The sequence below is a fragment of the Streptomyces virginiae genome, assembly GCF_041432505.1.
Classification (GTDB): domain Bacteria; phylum Actinomycetota; class Actinomycetes; order Streptomycetales; family Streptomycetaceae; genus Streptomyces; species Streptomyces virginiae_A.
Genome location: NZ_CP107871.1, coordinates 2,454,099 through 2,472,489 on the forward strand (window position 1 = coordinate 2,454,099; position 18,391 = coordinate 2,472,489).

Sequence of the window (18,391 nt, forward strand, 5' to 3'; positions counted from 1 at the left end):
GGTGGGGGTCGGGCCGGGCCCTGCGGGCGGAGACCAGCCGCTCAGGCCCGCGCGCCCACCCGGCGGGACCGCCGGACGGCGGCAACGCCCAGCACCCCGAGCACCAGCGCACCGGCCCCTGCCGCCCATGGCACCCCCGCACCCTCGGCGTCGGCGGCCACAGCTGCCGGCACGGCCTCCGCCTCCGCGTAGCCTCCCGCCATCCCGCCCTCGGCGTAGGCGGAGCCGGGGAGCTTGTCCCCGTACGCCCGGGCGACACGCACGCGATACGCGGCCAGGGTCGTCCCGTCGGCGCCCACGGCCCGTACCGCGTCCTCGTCCAGCGGCAGCACCCGGCTCCCCCCGGCCACGTACCAGGCGTCGATCTGCGGCTCCCGGAACACCGTCCCGCCGGGCAGCTTCGCCGCGCCCAGTTGCGCGTAGCGGAACTCGTCGTCGCCGGTGGCGATGTTCACGACCTGCCAGCCGGCCTCCGTCCGGGCGATCCACAGCGCGGCCTGCTGCCCGTCCGAGGAGACGGCCTTGCCGGCGAGGAATTCCAGGCGGGCGACGGGTGCGCTCGCTCTTCCCGCGACGAACTCCGGGGAGAGGTGGTTGACCGGTATCGCCTCGCCCTCGATCCGGGGCCGCGCGGCCGTGAGGGAGACCTTGCCTTCCCGGGCGAAGAAGCGGGAGAGGGTGGCCAGGGTGTCGGGGGCGGTGGCCGCCTGCGCGGCGGCGGCCTTGTTCTCGGCGGTGGCGGACTGCGGCTGGGGCACCGGGCTCGCGGGGGCCGCGGCGGCCTGCGGGGCGAGGCCGAGGAGGGCGGTGGCGGCGAGGACCGCGGCTGCGGCGGCGGTGGCGGCGCGCTGGGTCATGGCGGTCACGCCCCGATCCGGTAGAGGGAGTGGGTCCAGGAGAAGGTGCTGTTGTCGACGTACCAGGCGTGGGAGGCCCAGTTGTAGCGGTCGCTGGAGGGCCAGGGGTCACCCCAGTAGACCCAGTTGTTCGTGGTGTCGTAGCCGTACACGACGTGCATGTGGCCGCCGCCGTTCGACCACTGGATGCGGGTCTCGATCGGCCTGTTGGCGTTGATCTCGGTCTGGACGGTGGAGTACTGGAGCCAGCCGGTCACGTAGGAGCCGGGGTTGATGCCCGCCCAGCGCAGCCCGGTCTGGACGTTGCCGAGGGTGGCCTGGTTGTTGGGGCATTCGCTGCCCTGCTGGCGGTTGAAGGCGGCGTTGCAGAACTGGTTCTGGCTGTGGTTCCGGCCGAACCAGGTGGCGATGGTGTTGCCACCGGCGGCCCAGCACCAGTTGGTCTTCGTCTGGGCCTGCATGGTGATGTTCAGCCGCTTGGTGGCGAGGGCGGAGTCGGTGCCGGCCTCGGCAGCGGCGGCGGTGCCGGTGCCGAGGGGCAGGGCGAACAGCAGGGCGGTGAGTACGGCGGTGAGGCAGGCGGCTGGGGATCGCCGCCTGTTTCGGTTGCGCATCGCGTTCCTCCCGATGTGGGGTGTGGGGGGGGTGGAGGAGCGCGTCCGGACGCTGTTCAGGAGCATCAGGGAGTTGTCGCGATCAGGTCAACACGCTTCAATACGCGGTGACATTGCTATGTGAACGGTGGGGCTGCGGTGTGAACGGTTGCTGCCGTGTCACCTGGTCTCCCGGAGCCACCGCCGCGATCCCCCGCGCCGGCCCGTGTGAACGTTCACGAAGGAGTCGCCATGCGACCGACCGAGGACACGGCGGAACTCGGCCAGTTGCTGCGCGGCGGCCCCTTCCACCTCGCCCTGCGCGCCGCCCTCGCCGCGCGCGGTCTGCCCCTGCACCGGGTGCAGCACCGGCTCGCCGCCCAGGGCATCAAGGTGGGTGTCACGAGCCTCAGTTACTGGCAGCAGGGCGCCCGGCGCCCGCGTCACCCGGAGTCCCTGCGGGCGGTCACCGCCCTGGAGCGGATCCTGGACCTGCCCGACGGGGCCCTCCTGCGCCTGCTGGCCGCCGAGGATCCCGGCCCCGGGTCCGCGCGCCCGCCCACCCGCTCCTACCGGGCGCTCTTCAGCATGGGCGGGACGGTCGAGCGGCTGCTGGACGGGATGGACCTCCCGCCCGACGGTGGGCTGCACTCGGTCGGCCACCACGAGCGGGTCCGCATCGGACCGGAGGGCGAGCTACGGGTCCGCGAGTCGCAGCAGATCGTCCGGGCGCATCGGGACGGCGTCGACCGCTATCTCGCCGTCCACCACGGCGACCCCGGCTGCGACGTGTCCCGGATGCGGGTGACGGCGTACGAGAACTGCCGCACGGGCCGGGTGCGGCGCCACCCGGAGTCCGGGGTGGTGGTCGCGGAGCTGCTCTTCGACGCGCGGCTGCGGCGCGGGGACACCCACGTCTTCGGCTACGGGGTCGAGGACGGCACCGGAGCCCGCAGCGGCGAGTACGTGCGCGGGTTCAGCTACGCCGGCGGCCAGTACATGCTCCAGGTCAGCTTCGACGAGGCGGCCCTGCCGGTGCGCTGCCGGCGCTTCGCCCGGGGCGGCCCCGAGGCCCCGCGCACCGGCCTCGCGGACCTGACGCCCAGCGGCCGGCACCGGGCGGTGCACCTGGTGGAGCAGTCGGTGCGGCGCGGGATCCTGGGGATCGCCTGGGACTGGGACTGATCCGGACGCGCGGACGCGGTCCCGGGAGCGGGCGTCGGAGCGGACGCCGGATCGGACGTGGGTCAGCCCGCGACGAGCTTGCCGTTCTCGGCCCGGACCGGGACGGCGGGCAGCGGGGTGGCGGCCGGACCGCGCAGGACCTTGCCGGTCTTCACGTCGAAACGGCTGCCGTGGCAGGGGCAGTTCCCCTCCCCCTCGACGATCTTGTCCAGGACGCAGCCGGCGTGCGTGCACTGGGCGCTGAAGGCCTTGTACTCGCCCTCCGCCGGGCAGCTGACGATCAGCTTGTTCTCCCGGTACAGCTTGGCGCCGCCCACCGGGACGTCGGCCGCGGCACCCAGGTCGACCGGGGCGGTGGGGGTGGCGGGGGTGTTGCCTCCGCTGTCGGTCTCGGTGGAGCAGGCCGCGAGGGTCGCTCCGGCGCCCGCGGTCCCGGCGAGCGCGGCGGCGCCCTTGAGGACGGTACGGCGGGCGGGCGACTGCGGCGCGGACATGCGGTTCTCCTGAGCTACGGGACGAGGTGCGGGCACCCGGGGAGGGGGTGCGGGCGCGGGTGCGGGGCGCGGGCCGGAACCCGGCCGGGGCACCGGCCCACCCGACGATACCCGCGTCCCATGAGGTAGCTTCCCCCGCGTGATCGTCGTCGGCGGAGAAGCCCTCATCGACCTGGTGCCCGTCGCGCTGCCGCCCGGGGCCCTGCTGCCCCGGCCGGGCGGCGGGCCGTACAACACCGCGCTCGCGCTCGGGCGGCTCGGCGCCGAGGTGGCCTTCTGTTCCCGGGTCTCCTCGGACGGCTTCGGTGAGAGTCTGCTGGCCGGGCTGCGGGCCGCCGGGGTGGACCTGTCGCTGGTCCAGCGCGGACCGGAGCCGACCACGCTCGCCGTGCCCTCGCTGGCCCCGGACGGCTCGGCCTCGTACGGCTTCTACGTCGAGGGCACGGCGGACCGGCTCTTCACACTGCCGCCCGCCCTCCCCGACGGCGTACGGGCCCTCGCGCTCGGTACCTGTTCGCTGGTCCTGGAACCGGGCGCGAGCGCGTACGAGGCCTTGCTGCGCCGGGAGTCCCGGCGCGGGGTGTTGACCCTGCTGGACCCCAACATCCGGCCGGCGCTGATCGCGGACCCGGCGGCGTATCGCGCGCGGTTCCTGGAGCGGATGCTGCCGCACACGAGCGTGCTCAAGCTGTCGGAGGAGGACGCGGCCTGGCTGGGCGGCCGGGTCGAGGACTGGCTGGCGGCGGGGCCGTCGGCGGTGGTGCTGACCCGGGGCGCGGCGGGTCTGACGGTCCGGACCCGGGAAGGCGGGGAGTACTCGGCGGCGGCTCGTCCGGTGGCGGTGGTGGACACGATCGGCGCGGGCGACACCGTCAACGCCGCCCTGCTGCACCGGCTCACCGCCCGGCCGGGCGAGCCGGTGGACTGGCCGGAGGTCCTGGCCCACGCCGCCCACGCGGCGGCCCTGACCTGTACCCGGGCGGGCGCGGAGCCGCCGTACGCGGCGGAGCTCTGACGGGGCGGCTCGGCCCTGCTCGGCTCCGCCCTGCTCGGCCCTGCTCGGCCCTGCTCGGCCCTGCTCGGCTCGGCCCGCCGGTGGCGTCCGCTCCCCGCCCGGGCGTACGACGGAAGGGTCCGGCCGTCGGCCGGACCCTTCCGTCGTACGCGAACCGCTCCCGAACGCCGCGCGGCGGCTACGCCTTGGGCGCCCGGGTCGTCGTCCTCTTCGCCGGGGCCGTCTTCTTCGCGGCCGCCGCCTTGCCGGCCACGGCCTTCTTCGCCGGGGCCTTCTTGGCCGGAGCCTTCTTCGCCGTGGCCCGCACCGGGGACGCACCCGCGTCGGAGACCCGGTCCGCGCCCAGGATGTCCCGCAGGAACTTGCCGGTGTGGCTGGCGCCCACCGAGGCCACCGCCTCCGGCGTGCCTTCGGCCACCACCAGACCGCCGCCGTAGCCGCCCTCCGGGCCCATGTCGATGACCCAGTCGGCGGTCTTGATGACGTCCAGGTTGTGCTCGATGACGATCACCGAGTTCCCCTTGTCCACCAGCCCGGAGAGCACCTTGATCAGCTTCGAGATGTCCTCGAAGTGCAGACCGGTGGTCGGCTCGTCCAGCACGTAGACCGTCCGGCCCGTGGACCGCTTCTGGAGCTCGGAGGCCAGCTTCACGCGCTGTGCCTCACCACCCGACAGGGTCGGCGCGGACTGACCGAGGCGGACGTAGCCCAGCCCGACCTCGTTGAGCGTCTTGAGGTGACGCGCGATGGTCGGCACGGCCTCGAAGAAGCCCAGGGCCTCCTCGATCGGCATGTTCAGGACTTCCGCGATGGACTTGCCCTTGTAGTGGACCTCCAGCGTCTCCCGGTTGTACCGGTCGCCGTGGCAGACCTCGCACGGGACGTAGACGTCCGGCAGGAAGTTCATCTCGATCTTGATCGTGCCGTCACCGGCGCAGTTCTCGCACCGGCCGCCCTTCACGTTGAAGGAGAAGCGGCCCGGCAGATAGCCGCGCACCTTCGCCTCCATCGTCTCCGCGAACAGCTTGCGCACGTGGTCGAAGACGCCCGTGTACGTGGCCGGGTTGGAGCGCGGGGTGCGGCCGATCGGCGACTGGTCGACGTGCACGACCTTGTCGACGAGGTCGTCGCCGTCGACCCGCGTGTGCCGGCCCGGCACCGAGCGGGCGCCGTTCAGCTCGCGCGCCAGGTGCGTGTAGAGGATGTCGTTGACCAGGGTGGACTTGCCGGAGCCCGAGACGCCGGTGACGGCCGTCAGCACACCCAGCGGGAAGGACACGTCGATGTCCCGCAGGTTGTTCTCCTTGGCGCCGTGGACGGTCAGCTTGCGCTCCCCGTTCACGGGCCGGCGGACGTCCGGGATCTCGATGGACTTCTTGCCCGACAGGTACTGCCCGGTCATCGACTCGGTGTTCTTCAGCAGGTCCTTCAGCGAGCCGCTGTGGACCACCTTGCCGCCGTGCTCGCCCGCGCCGGGACCGATGTCCACGACCCAGTCGGCCACCTTGATGGTGTCCTCGTCGTGCTCGACCACGATGAGCGTGTTGCCCATGTCCCGCAGCCGCACCAGGGTCTCGATCAGCCGGTGGTTGTCCCGCTGGTGCAGACCGATGGACGGCTCGTCCAGCACGTAGAGCACGCCGACCAGACCGGACCCGATCTGGGTGGCGAGCCGGATGCGCTGGGCCTCGCCACCCGACAGGGTGCCGGCGGCCCGGTTGAGCGAGAGGTAGTCGAGACCGACGTCCACGAGGAAGCGGAGCCGCTCGTTGACCTCCTTGAGGACCCGCTCGGCGATCTTCTTGTCGCGGGCGTCGAGCCGCATCCGCCCCAGGAAGTCCGCGCACTCGCTGATCGACATGGCGGCGACCTCGGCGATGGACTTCTCCATCACCGTCACCGCGAGCACGATCGGCTTGAGGCGCGTTCCCTCACAGGTCGGGCAGGGCACCTCGCGCATGTAGCCCTCGAAGCGCTCACGGCTGGCGTCGCTCTCCGACTCCGCGTGCCGCCGCTTGACGAACGGCACGGCGCCCTCGAAGGCCGTCGTGTACGCCCGCTCCCGCCCGTACCGGTTGCGGTAACGGACCTCGATCTGCGTCTTGTGGCCGTACAGCAGGGCCTTCTTCGCGCGCGCCGGCAGCCCGGCCCACGCGATGTCGGTACGGAAGCCCAGTTCCTGGGCGAGCGCGCCGATCAGCCGCTGGAAGTAGTCCTTGGTGTGGCCGAGCGACCACGGCGAGACCGCGCCCTCGTCCAGGGACTTGTCCTCGTCCGGAATGATCAGCTCCGGGTCCACCTCCATGCGCGTACCGATACCGGTGCACTCGGGGCAGGCGCCGAAGGGCGAGTTGAAGGAGAAGGAGCGTGGCTCCAGCTCCTCGAAGGACAGGTCGTCGTACGGGCAGTAGAGGTGCTCGGAATACATCCGCTCACGCTCGGGGTCGTCCTCCGCGAGGTCGACGAAGTCCAGGATCACCATGCCGCCGGAGAGGCCGAGGGCGGTCTCCACGGAGTCCGTGAGCCGGCGCTTGGCGCTCTCCTTGACGGTGAGGCGGTCGATGACCACCTCGATGGTGTGCTTCTCCTGCTTCTTCAGCGTGGGCGGCTCGGAGAGCTGGATGGTCTCCCCGTCCACCCGCGCCCGGCTGTAGCCCTTGGTCTGAAGGTCGGCGAAGAGGTCGACGAACTCGCCCTTGCGCTCGCGCACCAGCGGCGAGAGCACCTGGAAGCGGCTGCCCTCGGGAAGCGCGAGCACCTTGTCGACGATGGCCTGCGGCGACTGGCGCGAGATGGGCCGGCGGCACTCGGGGCAGTGCGGCTTGCCGATGCGGGCGAAGAGCAGGCGGAGGTAGTCGTAGACCTCGGTGATGGTGCCCACGGTCGAGCGCGGGTTGCGCGAGGTCGACTTCTGGTCGATCGAGACGGCCGGGGAGAGGCCCTCGATGAAGTCGACGTCGGGCTTGTCCATCTGCCCGAGGAACTGGCGGGCGTACGACGAGAGCGACTCGACGTAGCGGCGCTGGCCCTCGGCGAAGATCGTGTCGAAGGCCAGGGAGGACTTGCCCGACCCGGAGAGTCCGGTGAAGACGATGAGTGAGTCGCGGGGCAGGTCGAGCGAGACGTTCTTCAGGTTGTGCTCGCGAGCGCCACGAACGATGAGACGGTCGGTCACGCCGGTCCGCACCTTTCTTGAGAGAGCGGGGGCACGGGCCCCCGTCCCAGGGTATGGGGGGCGCCTCTGCGATGGACTGGGTCCTTGGACTTCCGAGCGTATAGCACGCACATTCGATTTACGGCACTCCGCAGACCGCTTCACCCAATCGTGTGGCCGGGCCGGGTGAGCCACTAGGCTCGCCGTCATGACTGATCATGTGCACGACCTGCGATCTGTACGTGAGGCCACGGACCGACTGCTGACCGCAGTCGCGAAACTGGACAACGCGGCCCTCGCCGAGGAGTCACATCTCCCGGGCTGGACCCGCGGCCACATCCTGGCCCACCTCGCGCGCAACGCCGACGCCCTCGTCAACGTCTTCGAGGGACGTCCGATGTACGAGAGCGGCACCGCCCGCGACACGGACATCGAGCGCGACGCCGGCCGGCTCCTGGAAGAACACCTTGCGGACCTCCGTGATTCCACGGCCCGCTTCATGGCCACCACGGAGCACGACCAGGACTGGTCCCGCACGGTCGAGCTGCGCAACGGCGTCACCGACCTCGCCGCCAACGTTCCCTTCCGCCGTTGGATCGAGGTCGATCTGCACCACGTCGACCTGAACATCGGCTACGAGCTCTCCGACCTGTCGGACGAGTTCACCGACCGCGAGATCGCCTTCCTCGCCGACCGCTGGTCCGGCCGCCCGGACGTCCCGCCGGTCACCCTGTGGCTCGGCTACGACGGCACGGGGCCCACCTGGCACACCGGCGGCACCGAGGGCACTCCCGTCACCCTGGGCGGTCCGCGCGACGAGCTGCTCGGCTGGCTCGCCGGGCGCGGCCTGCAGGGCGCCCACCTCGCCGTCCTGGCGGGCGACGCCCTGCCCGAACTCCCCCCGCTCTAGGATCAGGACATGACGTACACCGGAGAGGTCAAGGTCGGCGGTCCCGCCGACGTGCACGAACTCGCGGACCTGATGATTTCCAAGGTCGCGGTGGGCTCGATGAACAACAACGCCTACCTCCTGCGCTGCCGCGCCACCGACGAGCAGCTGCTCATCGACGCGGCCGCCGAGGCGGGCACCCTGCTCAGTCTGATCGGCGACGACGGCATCGCGTCCGTGGTCACCACGCACCGGCACGGCGACCACTGGGGCGCGCTCGCCGAGGTGGTCGAGGCGACCGGGGCGCGCACCTACGCGGGCGCCCTCGACGCCGAGGGCATCCCGGTGGCGACCGACGTGCTCGTCGCCGACGGGGACACGGTCACGGTCGGACGGGTCAGCCTGACCGCCCGCCACCTGGTCGGCCACACCCCCGGCTCCATCGCGCTGGTCTACGACGACCCGCACGGGCACGCGCACGTGTTCACCGGCGACTGCCTCTTCCCGGGCGGCGTCGGCAACACGCACGACGACCCGAAGGCCTTCACCAGCCTGCTCGACGACGTCGAGCACAAGCTGTTCGAGCAGCTGTCGGACGAGACCTGGGTCTACCCGGGCCACGGCAACGACACCACCCTCGGCGCCGAGCGTCCGCACCTGGCCGAATGGCGCGAGCGCGGTTGGTAGGCACCGCAACGCGTCAACTTCGAGACGCGAAGCACTCCTTCCGGTCGCTTAGGACCGAACGCACGTCCTGAGGGGCGGGGAACGGGTAGTTGGTGCGGCATGCCACACGACCCGTCCCCGCCACCGGCCTCCTGCGCCCCCGAGGCCTCCCCCACCCTTTCCCTCGCGACCCCGCGCGAGAGCCTGCCCGAGCCCCCGCCCGTCGAGGCCGACGACTCCGCCGGGCCCGGCATGCTGCGGCTGGCCACGGCCTCGCTCGCCGGGACCGCGATCGAGTTCTACGACTTCTTCGTGTACGGGACGGCCGCCGCCCTCGTGCTCGGCCCGCTCTTCTTCCCGTCCTTCTCCCCGCTCGCCGGAACCCTCGCCGCCTTCGGTACCTTCGGCGTCGGCTTCCTGGCCCGCCCGCTCGGTTCGGCGGTCTTCGGCCACATCGGCGACCGCTACGGCAGGCGCCCCGTGCTGCTCGCCTCCCTGCTGCTCACCGGCCTCGCCACGGTGGCCGTCGGCTGCGTGCCCTCGTACGCCTCGATCGGCATGGCCGCGCCCGTACTCCTGCTCCTGCTGCGCTTCCTGCAGGGCCTCGGGCTGGGCGGGGAGTGGGGCGGCGCCGTCCTGCTGACCGCCGAGCACGCCCCCGAGCGGCGGCGCGGGCTGTGGTCGAGCTTCCCGCAGATGGGGCCGGCGGTCGGTTTCCTCCTCGCCAACGGGTTGATGCTGGGGCTGTCCGCGTCCTTGACCGACGCCCAGTTCACCGCCTGGGGGTGGCGGGTGCCGTTCTGGGCGGCCGGGGTGCTGGCGCTGGCCGGACTGTGGCTGCGCCGCTCGGTGGAGGAGACCCCGCAGTTCCGGGCACTCGCCGCGACGGACCGGCGGGCCGAGGCCCCGCTGACCGAGGTGTTCCGGGGCCACTGGCGGCTGCTCCTGCTGACCGGCGGGGCGCTCGCCGTCGGCTACGCCGTCTTCTACGCGGTCACGACCTGGTCCCTCGCCTACGCCGCCGAGCACCTCACGGTGAGCCGCACGGCGATGCTGGCCTGCATCATGGTGTCCGTCGCGATCAAGGGCCTGGTGACCCCGCTGATCGCGATGCTCGGTGACCGGTACGGGCGGCGGCCGCTCTGCCTGATCGGATGCGCGATCTGCGCGGTGTGGATGTTCCCGCTGGTGGCGCTGTTGCGGACGGCCGATCCGCTGCTGATGACGGTGGGCTTCGTCGGGGCGCTGCTGGGCATGGTGACGATGTTCTCGGTGGTGGCCGCGTACCTGCCCGAGCTGTACGCGCCGCGGATCCGCTGCACGGGCGCGGCCGTCGGCTACAACCTGGGCGGTGTGCTGGGCGGGGCGCTGACCCCGATCGTGGCGACCGCGCTGGCGGACGGCTCCGGTCCGCCGTGGGGCGTCGCGCTGTACCTGACCGGGATCGCCCTGGTCAGCCTGGTCTGTTTCGCCCTGCTGCCGGAGACCGGTCCGGCGGCCGTGCGCAAGCGGGCGGTCGCGTCCCGGGCGACGGAAACGGGGGCGGCCGAAGCGGCCGCCCCCGTGTAGGTCCGGGGATCCGGATCCCCGGATCCGGTCACGCGTCGACGTTCTCCGGGCGGGCGGCGGCCTCGGCCGCCGCCTGCTTCTTCGAGGCGATCAGGCTGGTGATCGTGGTGACGACCAGGACACCGCAGATGACGCCGAGGGAGACCGGGATCGAGATCACCGGGACGTGGACGCCGCTCTCGTGCAGGGCGTGCAGCACCAGCTTGACGCCGATGAAGCCGAGGATGATCGACAGGCCGTAGCTGAGGTGGACCAGCTTCTTCAGCAGGCCGCCGATGAGGAAGTACAGCTGACGCAGACCCATCAGGGCGAAGGCGTTGGCCGTGAAGACGATGTACGGGTCCTGGGTCAGGCCGAAGATCGCGGGGATCGAGTCCAGGGCGAACAGCACATCGGTGGTACCGATGGCGAGCATGACGACCATCAGCGGGGTCAGCACGCGCTTGCCGTTGTTCTGGATGAAGAGCTTGGTGCCGTGGTAGCGGTCGGCGACGCCGAACTTCTTCTCGACGGACTTCAGGAGGCGGTTCTCCTCGAACTCCTCGTCCTCCTCGTCCTTGCGGGCTTCCTGGATCAGCTTCCACGCGGTGTAGATCAGGAACGCGCCGAAGATGTAGAAGACCCAGGAGAAGCTCGCGATGATCGCGGCGCCGGCCGCGATGAAGATCGCGCGCAGGACGAGTGCGATGAGCACACCCACGAGCAGCACCCGCTGCTGGAGGTGGGAGGGCACTGCGAACTTCGCCATGATCAGGACGAAGACGAAGAGGTTGTCGACGCTCAAGGACTTCTCGGTGATGAAGCCGGCGAAGAACTCCTGCGAGGCCTGGCCGTTCCCGAAGAACCAGAGGCCGAGGCCGAAGAGCGCGGCGAGGACGATCCAGACGATCGTCCAGGTGCCCGCTTCCTTGATGGACACGTCGTGCGGTTTGCGGCCGATGAAGAAATCGGCGCCGATCAGAAGGGAGAGACCGAGAATGGTCGCAGCCCAAAGGGCCCAGGAAACTTCCATGTTGTGAACACGCCTCCGGCGGATGGCTCAGCACTTCGTCAGCGTCATCGCTGCCGGAGGTCTCTTCCACCCAGGAGGCCTGGAGGCCGTGGGCCGGCGCCCCGGGACCGACTTCGCTCGTTCGGCCGAAGTGGTCCGTATTGACGGGTACGCCGTAGCAGGAAAGCAGGAATACTCCCCTCCGCACACACGAGCATACCCGTCAGAGACGGTTTAGGTAAAGAGAGTCCCAAAGAATGGTCACGGGCGGGTAGTGCGCCGGGCCTCCGCCACCCGGTCCAGTGCCTGGTCGAGGACCCTGCTGCCCTGCGGGGGCAGGTCCGGTTCGAAGGTCCAGGCGTGATGGACCCAGGGGTCGGCGAGGTGGCTGTCCGGCACCGGCGAGAGCCGCATCAGGGAGCGCCACAGCGGGTCGAGCAGCGGACCGTAGGCCGAGGCCTCGTCGCGGTCCGCGACCATCAGCAGGTGCACGCCGACCGCCGCGCCCTCGTCGGCGAGGTAGCGCAGCTGGGTGACGGCGCGGTCGTCGAAGCCGTGCGGGAAGTCGTGCACGATCAGCAGCTGGTCGGCCGTGTCCACGTCCGGCGGCAGGTCCTCGGGGGCGCCGGCGCGCAGCGCCATCTGTACGAGGTCCACCCGCCGGGTCAGCCCCGCCAGGGTCTGGGTGACCCCCTGGGCCCCGGCGGCGGGCGGCCCGGCCAGCACCCCGGAGCGCACCAGCGGCGCCAGGGAGGCGGATCCGGCTCCGGCCGCGTCGATGACGTGGACGGAGAACCGGTCGGCGGGATGGACCGCGAGCAGCCGGACCGCCAGGGCGACGGCCATGTCCATGGCGGCCCGGCGCAGCCGGTCGGTGTCCATGGTCATCGCGGCCTCGGAGCCGGTACGGCCGTTGTCGATCCAGAGCCCGCGCTCCAGCGGGAGCCTGCTCAGCATGGGGATGCGCAGGTCGGGCCGCTCGGGCAGGTGCAGGTCGCCCAGGCGCAGGGCCAGCGGGCTCTCCTCGGGCGTGCGGTGACCGTGCCAGACCGGGTTGTCCCAGCGGGCGTACGCGGCCGGCAGCGCGGGCTCGACGACCTCCGACTCGGCGATCAGCTGGGCCAGGTCCCGGTCGAGGACGGCCTGGGCCTGGGCGACGAGCTCCTCGCGGCGGGCCCGCGCGGTGTCGCGTGCCGCGTTCCCGGAGCCGCCGAGGCGGTGGCGCGGGTCGGACAGGGCCTCGTCGAGCTCGCGGTCCATGCGGGAGTCGGCGAACTCGACGGCGCTGCGATAGGCGGCGACCGTGCGGGCCAGGTCCTCGAACATCCCCCAGACCTGGTTGTAGAGCCGCTCGTCCATGGACCAGCCGCTCGCGTCCCCGGCGACGGGACGCGGGGCCTGGCCCGGTTCCTGCGGGGCGGCGGGCCGCGGCGCGGGCTCGGGCGGCTCGTTGCTGGTTGCGCGGCGCCGCGGGTGGGCGTAGCTGATGGTGGGCGGGGCGGTCGGGGTGTCACCGGGCCCGGGCGTACCGGCGTACGGGTGCCCGGAGACGGGCACCGGGTCCGGCGGTTCGGGGGTGGGCGCGGGAGCCTGCGCCGGGGTCTGCGGGGCGCGGAGGTCGCCGACGAGGGTCGGCATGGTCGCGAGGGTGGCGTCGGCCCCGGCGGTACGGGGAATCGTGCCCAGCGCGGCGGCGGCCAGCTCCGCGGCCGCGAGCGCGGGCAGCCCGCCGTCGGTGAGCAGGGCGCCGAGGCCCTCGGCGTAGCCCTGGCCCACGGCGCGGACCTTCCAGGCGCCCTGGCGCCGGTACAGCTCCAGGGCGACGACGGCCGTCTCGGCGTCGAGCCCCGTCAGGGTGTATCCGGCGAGCTCGGCGCCCTCCGGGTCGGCCACGGCCACGTAGGAGGCCGGTACCGCGCCGAAGCGGACCGGGCCGCCGGGCGGCAGGACGAGCAGGACGCCGAGCCGGTGGACGTCCGCCGCGACCTCGTCGAGGTCGACGGCGAAGGTGTGCCGGTCGGCGAGCTCCCCCGGCGACTCGACGCCGGGAAGGGAGCGGGCGCCCGGGTGGGCCAGGATCCCGTTGCCGGAGAACCGGCCCTGTTCGTCGGCGAGCGAGGCCAGGGCGAGCACGGGTGTGCCCGCCGAGACCCTGATCTCCACCCGGCTCCGGGACACGGGGTGGTTCTGCCCCCGGACCAGTTCGGCCGTCATCGTGCAGCCCCTCCCCCGTGCCTTCTTCTCTTGTCCGGTACTGCTTACAGGTGCGGCAGGATCGCCGGCATGAGGTCCTGGAAGGTGCGGCCGTTGGCCGGGTTCCCGAGGGCCGTCATCTGCCAGCCGGCGCCCACGCGGGACACCTTGGCCATGATCTGCGCGGTGTACTGACCGCCGCCGTCGAGGGTGTAGCGGGCCAGCTCCTGGCCGTTGGTCTCGTCGACGATGCGGCAGAACGCGTTCTGGACTTCCTGGAACGTCTGGCCGGTGAAGGAGTTCACCGTGAAGACGATCTGGTCGATGTGCACCGGCACGCGCTGGAGGTCCACGAGGATCGCCTCGTCGTCCCCGCCCTGGCCGACGCCGCCGACGAGGTTGTCACCGGTGTGGCGCACCGAGCCGTCGTCGCTCTGCAGGTGGCGGAAGAAGACCACGTCCACGGGCTGCTTGTCGGCGAAGAGCACCGCCGAGGCGTCGAGGTCGATCTCCCGGGTGCGCGAGCCGAACAGCCCGCGGCGCTTCGCCGCCTGCCAGCCGAGGCCCATGCGGACCGCGGTCAGCGTGCCTCCGTCCGCCTTCTGCAGACTGATGGCCTGACCCTTGGTCATGTTGACCGTCACGTACTGTCCCCTCTCCCTTGCCCGCCCCATGACGAGCGTGCAGCGTGTACCTGCGGCTGAGACCCAACCCTACTGACCGGCCTCCGGTCAGGCGAGGCCCGCTTCCTTCATCTGACGCAACTCCTTCTTCAGCTCGCCCACCTCGTCCCGGAGCCGGGCCGCGACCTCGAACTGGAGCTCGGCGGCCGCCCCGCGCATGCGCTCGGTCATCTGCTCGATGAGCGCGGCCAGTTCGGCCGCGGGCCGGTCGGTGAGCACCTCGGCGCCCGCCGCCCCCTTCGCGCCCTTTCCGCCCGTCTTGGCCGCGGCGGCCCGGCCACCGAGCGCAGGCACCGGGGCCTTGGCGCCCTTGCCGTCCTTCGCCTGCCGGTATCCGGTGCCGAGGAGCTCCTCGGTGTCCAGTTCCTCACGGGCGATGGTGGCGACGATGTCGTTGATCTTCTTGCGCAGCGGCTGCGGGTCGATCCCGTTGGCCGTGTTGTAGGCGATCTGCTTCTCGCGGCGCCGGTTGGTCTCGTCGATGGCCTTCTCCATCGCCGGGGTCATCTTGTCCGCGTACATGTGGACCTGGCCCGACACGTTGCGCGCGGCCCGGCCGATGGTCTGGATCAGGGAGGTCCCGGAGCGCAGGAAGCCCTCCTTGTCGGCGTCGAGGATCGCCACCAAGGACACCTCGGGCAGGTCGAGGCCCTCACGGAGCAGGTTGATGCCGACCAGGACGTCGTACTCGCCGGCCCGCAGCTCGCGCAGCAGCTCGATGCGGCGCAGGGTGTCGACGTCGCTGTGCAGGTACCGCACCTGGATGCCGAGCTCCAGGAAGTAGTCCGTGAGGTCCTCGGACATCTTCTTGGTGAGGGTGGTGACGAGGATCCGCTCGTCCTTCTCGACGCGCTGCCGGATCTCGTGGACCAGGTCGTCGATCTGCCCCTCGGTGGGCTTGACCACGACCTCGGGGTCGATGAGGCCGGTGGGGCGGATGATCTGCTCGACGAAGCCGTCGCCGCGCGAGAGCTCGTACTTTCCGGGGGTCGCCGACAGGTAGACGGTCTGCCCGATGCGCTCCTGGAACTCCTCCCACTTCAGCGGCCGGTTGTCCAGGGCGGACGGCAGTCGGAACCCGTGGTCGACGAGGGTGCGCTTGCGGGAGGCGTCGCCCTCGTACATGGCGCCGATCTGCGGCACGGTGACGTGCGACTCGTCGATGACCAGGAGGAAGTCCTCCGGGAAGTAGTCGATGAGCGTGTTGGGCGCGGAGCCGCGCTCGCGGTCGTCCATGTGCAGCGAGTAGTTCTCGATGCCGGAGCAGGACCCGATCTGGCGCATCATCTCCAGGTCGTAGGTGGTGCGCATGCGCAGCCGCTGCGCCTCCAGCATCTTGCCCTGCTTCTCCAGCTCGGCGAGGCGCTCGGTCAGCTCGGCTTCGATGCCGCGGACCGCCTTCTCCATGCGTTCGGGGCCGGCGACGTAGTGGCTGGCGGGGAAGACGTACAGCTCGCGGTCCTCGCTGATGACCTCGCCGGTCAGCGGGTGCAGCGTGGAGAGGGCCTCGATCTCGTCGCCGAACATTTCGATCCGGACGGCCAGTTCCTCGTAGACCGGGAAGATCTCGATCGTGTCGCCGCGCACCCGGAAGGTGCCACGGGTGAAGGCGACGTCGTTGCGGGTGTACTGGATGTCCACGAAGCGGCGCAGCAGCTGGTCCCGGTCGGTCTCCTCCCCCACCTTGAGGGAGACCATCCGGTCGACGTACTCCTGCGGGGTACCGAGGCCGTAGATGCAGGACACGGAGGCGACGACGATCACGTCGCGCCGCGTCAGCAGCGAGTTCGTGGCGGAGTGGCGCAGCCGCTCCACCTCCTCGTTGATCGAGGAGTCCTTCTCGATGTACGTGTCCGACTGCGGAACGTAGGCCTCGGGCTGGTAGTAGTCGTAGTACGAGACGAAGTACTCGACGGCGTTGTTCGGCAGCAGCTCGCGGAACTCGTTCGCCAGCTGGGCGGCGAGCGTCTTGTTCGGCGCCATGACCAAGGTGGGGCGCTGGAGCTTCTCGATCATCCAGGCCGTGGTCGCCGACTTGCCGGTGCCGGTCGCACCCAGCAGGACGACATCCTTCTCACCTGCACGGATGCGCTTCTCCAGCTCGGCGATGGCCGCCGGCTGGTCGCCGCTGGGCTGGTAGGGGCTGACGACCTCGAAAGGCGCCACCGTGCGTTCGATCTTCGATACGGGCCGCATGGGTCAACCGTACGACCCCCCACTGACACTCACGCGCCCCCACGGGCCGGCGGCGGGCTCCGGCCGCTCCCGGGCGCTCGGGCCGCTGTCATTCGTTCTGGTCCGTTTGTCGTAGTTCGGTGGCGGCTCAGTGATCTTCAACCCCATGATCGCGGTGAAGTGCATCGCCACAACGTCTGCCGCTCCGCACCCGTCTGACGCAGGAACAGGGCTCACGACCCGAGGAGAACGCACATGTACGTCCGACCCGCCGCAGCGGCCGCCGCCGCATTCCTGGGCTTCACTCTCACCCTGCTGGGCGGGACGGCCTCGTACGCCGCCACCGGTCCCGGATCCGCGACCGGCACGGGAACCGGTACCGGCACGGGAACCGGCCCCGGCGCCGGCCGGGCCGCGCTGGGGGGCCCTGTCGTGTACGCCCACCGGGGGGCCTCCGCGTACGCCCCGGAGAACACCCTGGACGCGATCGACCTGGCGATGCAGATGGGCTTCGCCTGGGTCGAGAACGACGTGCAGCGCACCAAGGACGGCGTGCTGGTGGTGATCCACGACGACACCCTGGCCCGGACCACGGACGTCGAGCAGCGGTTCCCGAACCGGTCGCCGTGGAAGGTCCAGGACTTCACGGCGGCCGAGATCGCGCAGCTGGACGCGGGCAGCTGGTTCGGCGACGAGTACGCGGGCGCTTCCGTACCGACCCTGCGGGAGTACCTCGACCGGGTACAGCGCAACCAGCAGCGGCTGCTGCTGGAGATCAAGAAGCCGGAGCTCTACCCCGGCATCGAGGAGCAGACCCTGAAGGTGTTGGACGAGGCCGGCTGGCTCGACCCGCGCCACGTCGCCCAGCGCCTGGTGGTGCAGAGCTTCAGCGCCGACTCCGTGCGCATCGTGCACCAGCTGCGCCCGGACCTGGTGACGGCCTTCCTGGGCACCCCCACCGTGGCGGACCTGCCGCGCTACGCGGAGTTCACCGACCGCATCAACCCGTGGCACACGACGATCTCGGCCGACTGGGTCTCGGCCGTGCACGGCCTGCGCGGCGCGCACGGCAAGGCGATGGAGGTGGACACCTGGATCGTGGACGACGCGGCCACCGCCCGGAAGGTGCAGGACATGGGGGTGGACGGGATCATCACCAACGCCCCGGACGTGGTCCAGGACGCGGTCGGCGGCTTCTGAACCCCGGGCCGGTCCGGGCGGACACGTGGCGGACGTGTGGCGAACAGGCCAGGTGGGCGATCCGGCCGACATCCACAACCGTGACCGCCGTGTCGGTCGGTGGTCGTACGGTGGACGCGTGGACAGCACCGAGCGGCCCCGCGGGCCGCACCTCGAATGGACCGTCGTCGCCGGCGACGGTGTCCTCGGCGGGCCTTTGCTCCTGGCCGCGACCCCGGAAGGTCTGGTCCGGATCGAGTTCCATGCCGAGCCGGACCGGGTCGACAGGATGATCGGCCCGCTCGTCTCCCGGCTCGGCGCCGACGCCTGGCGTCCCGCGCCGGGCGAGGAAGTACTGCTGGCCGAGCCGATACGCCAGCTCACCGCGTACTTCGGGGGGTCGCTGCGCCGCTTCGAGCTGCCGCTGGACTGGCGGCTGAGCTCCGGCTTCAACCGGCAGGTGCTCCTGGAGCTGGACCGCTCCGTGCCCTACGGATCGGTCGTCGGCTACGGGGAGCTGGCCGCCCGCGCCGGACAGCCGGGCGCCGCCCAGGCCGTGGGCAACGCCATGGGATCGAATCCGCTGCCGCTGGTGGTGGCCTGCCACCGGGTCGTGGAGAACGACGGGGGCATCGGGGGATTCGGCGGCGGGGTGGAGACGAAGCGACAGCTGCTCGCGCTGGAGGGCGTGCTCCCGCAGCCGCTGTTCTGAGCCGTCGCCCTGAGCCGTGGCCCTGACCTGCGCTCT

At 71.5% G+C, this 18,391-nt stretch carries 15 protein-coding genes; 7 read left to right on the plus strand and 8 right to left on the minus strand.

Annotated elements, in window-relative coordinates; all coding sequences use genetic code 11:
- Nucleotides 1-41 precede the first annotated feature (41 nt).
- Together OG624_RS11495 and OG624_RS11500 are read right to left on the minus strand one after the other, a co-directional pair.
- The gene (locus tag OG624_RS11495; protein ID WP_371640851.1) at nucleotides 42-857 is read right to left on the minus strand and encodes a hypothetical protein; all 816 of its coding nucleotides are present in this window, start codon (nucleotides 855-857) and stop codon (nucleotides 42-44) included.
- A gap of 5 nt (nucleotides 858-862) precedes the next feature.
- Entirely contained in the window at nucleotides 863-1,471 is a 609-nt protein-coding gene (locus OG624_RS11500; protein WP_033220712.1) for a papain-like cysteine protease family protein, read from the minus strand.
- 231 nt (nucleotides 1,472-1,702) lie between these two features.
- Between OG624_RS11500 and OG624_RS11505 the strand changes: the two genes are divergently transcribed.
- Nucleotides 1,703-2,635 (plus strand): hypothetical protein, encoded by a 933-nt coding sequence (locus OG624_RS11505; RefSeq protein ID WP_161294030.1) that lies wholly within the window; start codon nucleotides 1,703-1,705, stop codon nucleotides 2,633-2,635.
- A gap of 62 nt (nucleotides 2,636-2,697) precedes the next feature.
- Here the strand turns inward: OG624_RS11505 and OG624_RS11510 are convergent, their stop codons facing one another.
- Nucleotides 2,698-3,129, minus strand: coding sequence for a Rieske (2Fe-2S) protein (locus OG624_RS11510; protein WP_033220714.1), 432 nt, complete (start codon nucleotides 3,127-3,129; stop codon nucleotides 2,698-2,700).
- Between the two features lie 139 nt (nucleotides 3,130-3,268).
- On the opposite strand from OG624_RS11510, the gene OG624_RS11515 reads away from it, so the two are divergent.
- Nucleotides 3,269-4,144 (plus strand): carbohydrate kinase family protein, encoded by an 876-nt coding sequence (locus tag OG624_RS11515; protein WP_033220715.1) that lies wholly within the window; start codon nucleotides 3,269-3,271, stop codon nucleotides 4,142-4,144.
- A 178-nt stretch (nucleotides 4,145-4,322) separates the two neighbouring features.
- Here the strand turns inward: OG624_RS11515 and uvrA are convergent, their stop codons facing one another.
- On the minus strand, nucleotides 4,323-7,319 hold the full coding sequence (uvrA, locus tag OG624_RS11520; protein ID WP_033220797.1) for an excinuclease ABC subunit UvrA: 2,997 nt from the start codon (nucleotides 7,317-7,319) through the stop codon (nucleotides 4,323-4,325).
- A 187-nt stretch (nucleotides 7,320-7,506) separates the two neighbouring features.
- Here uvrA and OG624_RS11525 point away from each other — a divergent pair, with 187 nt between their 5' ends.
- From OG624_RS11525 to OG624_RS11535, 3 genes are all read left to right on the plus strand, one after another.
- Nucleotides 7,507-8,208 carry a maleylpyruvate isomerase family mycothiol-dependent enzyme gene (locus tag OG624_RS11525; RefSeq protein WP_161294032.1) on the plus strand — a complete coding sequence of 234 codons (702 nt, stop codon included), beginning with the start codon at nucleotides 7,507-7,509 and terminating at the stop codon, nucleotides 8,206-8,208.
- 9 nt (nucleotides 8,209-8,217) lie between these two features.
- The gene (locus tag OG624_RS11530) at nucleotides 8,218-8,874 is read left to right on the plus strand and encodes an MBL fold metallo-hydrolase (protein WP_033220717.1); all 657 of its coding nucleotides are present in this window, start codon (nucleotides 8,218-8,220) and stop codon (nucleotides 8,872-8,874) included.
- A 231-nt stretch (nucleotides 8,875-9,105) separates the two neighbouring features.
- Nucleotides 9,106-10,422, plus strand: coding sequence for an MFS transporter (locus OG624_RS11535; protein ID WP_033220799.1), 1,317 nt, complete (start codon nucleotides 9,106-9,108; stop codon nucleotides 10,420-10,422).
- A 28-nt stretch (nucleotides 10,423-10,450) separates the two neighbouring features.
- Here OG624_RS11535 and OG624_RS11540 read toward each other — a convergent pair whose 3' ends face one another.
- The 4 genes from OG624_RS11540 to uvrB form a co-directional block, all read right to left on the minus strand.
- A complete protein-coding gene (locus tag OG624_RS11540; protein WP_033220718.1) occupies nucleotides 10,451-11,434 on the minus strand; it encodes a TerC family protein in 984 nt (327 codons plus the stop codon).
- 240 nt (nucleotides 11,435-11,674) lie between these two features.
- Complete coding sequence (locus OG624_RS11545) at nucleotides 11,675-13,627, minus strand: TerD family protein (RefSeq protein ID WP_161294036.1); 1,953 nt, start codon at nucleotides 13,625-13,627, stop codon at nucleotides 11,675-11,677.
- Between the two features lie 44 nt (nucleotides 13,628-13,671).
- Entirely contained in the window at nucleotides 13,672-14,250 is a 579-nt protein-coding gene (locus OG624_RS11550; RefSeq protein ID WP_030720460.1) for a TerD family protein, read from the minus strand.
- Nucleotides 14,251-14,337: 87 nt separating this feature from the next.
- Entirely contained in the window at nucleotides 14,338-16,485 is a 2,148-nt protein-coding gene (gene uvrB / locus OG624_RS11555; protein WP_371639384.1) for an excinuclease ABC subunit UvrB, read from the minus strand.
- Nucleotides 16,486-16,719: 234 nt separating this feature from the next.
- Here uvrB and OG624_RS11560 point away from each other — a divergent pair, with 234 nt between their 5' ends.
- Nucleotides 16,720-17,664, plus strand: a complete 945-nt coding sequence (locus OG624_RS11560; RefSeq protein WP_033220721.1) for a glycerophosphodiester phosphodiesterase — start codon at nucleotides 16,720-16,722, stop codon at nucleotides 17,662-17,664.
- Between the two features lie 118 nt (nucleotides 17,665-17,782).
- On the plus strand, nucleotides 17,783-18,355 hold the full coding sequence (locus OG624_RS11565; protein ID WP_033220801.1) for a methylated-DNA--[protein]-cysteine S-methyltransferase: 573 nt from the start codon (nucleotides 17,783-17,785) through the stop codon (nucleotides 18,353-18,355).
- Nucleotides 18,356-18,391 lie beyond the last annotated feature (36 nt).